Origin of the sequence: Pseudoalteromonas sp. MMG022, assembly GCF_021654245.1 — a bacterium.
Taxonomy (GTDB): Bacteria; Pseudomonadota; Gammaproteobacteria; order Enterobacterales; family Alteromonadaceae; genus Pseudoalteromonas; species Pseudoalteromonas amylolytica.
In genome coordinates this window covers 1-3214 of the sequence record NZ_JAKFZQ010000043.1, presented here as the reverse complement: position 1 = coordinate 3214, position 3214 = coordinate 1, and the positions used below count along the sequence as shown (strand labels likewise).

Sequence of the window (3214 nt, the reverse complement as noted above, 5' to 3'; positions counted from 1 at the left end):
TGTGAGTTACAACGTTAAGCGCGACTAAACAACGCTATTTTGTACTACAACGATATTTTGTACTGTAAGGAAGAGTAAAGATGTCGCAAGGAATACCTAAAATTAGTGAATTTCCTTGTGACGATCGTTATTGGAGGGTCGATTGGCTTGGCGCTATTGAACGCAACCCAAACGTGCCCTCTGAGCCTTTCTTACAAATCGTAATAAGCCCTCTCATTCAAAATGAAAGCATAGACTCCACCGCTAAACACCTCGCTTCCACTCATGTCACAAATTATGATGACCAAACAGTTATAAAAATTGGTGTTGGACAGCTTCCATTTATATCTATCGGTTCGATCTGGCTAAATGGCCAATGCCAAGCAGCCAAGGCTGGTCAAACGAAGCTTTTACATAATCTTCATATCGCCGAACACACCACTCAATCCATCCCTGGTAATCATAAAGTTGAGGATAAAAACCTCATTCCGTACGACTCTTATCGAACGGGAAAAGGGTTTATGGCTAACCTGATAGCCATAGAACATGATGAAGACCCCTTTGGAATACTCGTTCCTGTTATGGAGTTAATCCGTTTCTATTACGCCGTGTCGACAGATATGGCGCATATTGTTTTTTCTGGCGATTTAAAACATCAGCCGCAGAATGTGATTAATACTGAAAAGTGTGGCTTTGATGAGGGAGAGAGACGCTGCATACTGCATTTAAGGCAGCACTTGTCGGACGAAGATGGTTGGGTCATTGGCAGAGCACTCACATGTAAAGAAGCTTGGGAAGGCTTTACGCTGCCACATGACACTATAATGAAACACTCCTTGAATACTAAGCTTCTTCATCCCCAGAGTGCGTTTCCATTCTCAGGTTCAAGTAACCTAAAAGTCAGAGGTAAGTTCATTCCTGCTAAAGATGAACTTTCAAATAGTGGCTGGCGATATTTAGTATTGGCCATAGAGCACTGTACAGCACCATTTCCTTTTGAGCACCTTACGGCTGATAGAGACAATAACAATGGTCAGGCTGAGGGAGAAAATAAAATCAATGATGGTGATAAGAAACCAGCGTATCCTAAACCTAAGCATAAAACGTCAAATGCTGATAAGCCTTTTCAAAGTCAAAATGAGCCAAATAGAAATAAAACCAATGAACATGTGCTCTTACCAACCGATAGGTTTGGCTCAATCATGGGCAAAAAAGTCGATAGGCCTAAAAAAGATCAATGTCGCTATATAAGTGCACTACGCTATGCACCAAAAGAAAAAGAACCACAACAGCTTGGCACTGGACAAGGTAATTCTGGTGATCCAAAGACTGGTCGTGGCCACGCAAACCCAATCCGCACACGTCGACAAGCCCTACCAGCCAGCTTTGAGACATTTGAAGAGGCCATCCAGCTACTCACTCAAGTTGAGGGCGTAAAAGCCAGTCTACGGCCCATAGAAGAAGCCATTGAGTATATCCCGCTCACAAAACCTGCCGATAAAAGGCAATGGTCTTACTTGGACTCAAACTCTTACTGCCGACGGCAAGTAATTATTGCGGACATTCACTATCAAAACCGATGGTATACACTGATTGAATTTGAGATGCGAAACAAAGAGAACTTTAGTGTTGCATTAGTTAATGTCGAGAACTTTGAGTATTGTTCTAACCAGAGACTGAACAATTTACTACATCAGCTTGCAATAAAAAAAGGGATCTGGTTAAACATTCCCTCAATCCCTAACATAACGATTAAAACCATGAAGCATACATGGTCAACATCGATGGATTTTAAGAGCTCTATCTTTGATAGGCTTTGAATGTAGACGGGAAAAGAAAAACAGGATTGGCATAAATACACGAAACGTAAGTCAAGGCTGGCTATTATCCTAACCAGCCTGCACATCAGCTTTGATTAAAGCACACTAGCTTCATCTGAGTGATTCGACTTTGCTTCACAGATCATCATTGTCAGCAAAGTTCCACAGCAGAGCGCCCATGCGATATAGACCAGTCCTTCAAAGTTATCATATATAAAAGTCAACGATTTAAAATCGAAAATGATATAAGCCATATCCTCCAACAAAACTAAAAGGTTGATGACGGTCATATAGATGAAAATCCAATGAAAGATACCATCAAAATGAGTCAGCTTAATATTTTTAGAGTTCGAGATCATTCTAGACAACTGGACTCTAAAAATTAACACCAAGGTAAGGATAAGGCTAAACAGTAAATTTGTGCCAAAGATAAGTAAACTTTGTAGAATTGCATTGTCATCTGGTGTCACTCTATTGATCAACCCTGATTCATATATGACTTGGTTTGCACCTGTTATGATTAAGATAAATCCCGCTATGTGAGCCATATTAATACTTTTTGAGTATATCGCGTAAATCGTGCAAACTCCCAGCAGCGACAAATGTAAAGGCGTTACTATGCTGTCATCCCAAAGTTGAATGTAGAAAATAGCAACAGATGCGATGCTAAGTAGTATCAAATTTGAAAGTTTCATCATCTATCCTTGTGAATCAATGAAAGAGCTGGGAAGAGGTTCAACAAATTGAGGGCTAGTAGCTGTAGCTCTTGGTCTTTTAACAGGCACAGTCCCACCTGGCACTAAAACGCACTCATCAAGACTAAGCTCACACACAGCTTCCTTAAAGCTATTGCCAACGGCAGCTTCACTTTGTTGATTACTGGTTTTTATAAAAAAATTCATAACATTAAAAACATGCTTTGAGCTTAACTTGTTCATGGTTCTTCATCCTGTAAGTTCGGCTTCTCTTTGCCGTTGGTTATATCTCTGACCTGTTTTATTTCGTTTAATAACGACTCAGAGTCTATCTTACAATATAAAAACCACTTGAAAAGCTGTTTTGAACGAATATCACTCACACCTAATTCGTAATTAATGATGGTTTTTCTATCACAGTTGAGTTTTTTTGCCATCGCGTCTTGGGATATACCAGCATTGACCCGCATAGCTCTTAAATCATCACCCTCTATCACATCCGTATCCTTTTTGTCGTTGGGGGAGATATTTCCAGGTTAAACATACATAGTGTTAACAATGAAATGCAAATGTTAAAAATAGAAGGCATGCCACCGATGTCAATGTTGGAAAAACAAATGATACAACCGTAAGGCAAGCAAGGGAAGGATATTAACAAAGGAACAAAAAATCAACATTTAATTCACATTGATTTTAAGTGAAGTGGACACTAGGTGTTGC

3 protein-coding genes are annotated in these 3214 nt (G+C 39.8%); 1 reads left to right on the top strand and 2 read right to left on the bottom strand.

Annotation, left to right across the window (positions count from 1 at the left end; all coding sequences use genetic code 11):
- Nucleotides 1-80 precede the first annotated feature (80 nt).
- A complete protein-coding gene (locus tag L1070_RS20085; RefSeq protein WP_237126905.1) occupies nt 81-1799 on the top strand; it encodes a hypothetical protein in 1719 nt (572 codons plus the stop codon).
- Nucleotides 1800-1894: 95 nt separating this feature from the next.
- Here the strand turns inward: L1070_RS20085 and L1070_RS20080 are convergent, their stop codons facing one another.
- Nucleotides 1895-2494, bottom strand: coding sequence for a hypothetical protein (locus L1070_RS20080; protein ID WP_237126904.1), 600 nt, complete (start codon nt 2492-2494; stop codon nt 1895-1897).
- Between the two features lie 239 nt (nt 2495-2733).
- Nucleotides 2734-2991, bottom strand: a complete 258-nt coding sequence (locus L1070_RS20075; RefSeq protein WP_237126903.1) for a helix-turn-helix domain-containing protein — start codon at nt 2989-2991, stop codon at nt 2734-2736.
- Between the last annotated feature and the right edge of the window lie 223 nt (nt 2992-3214).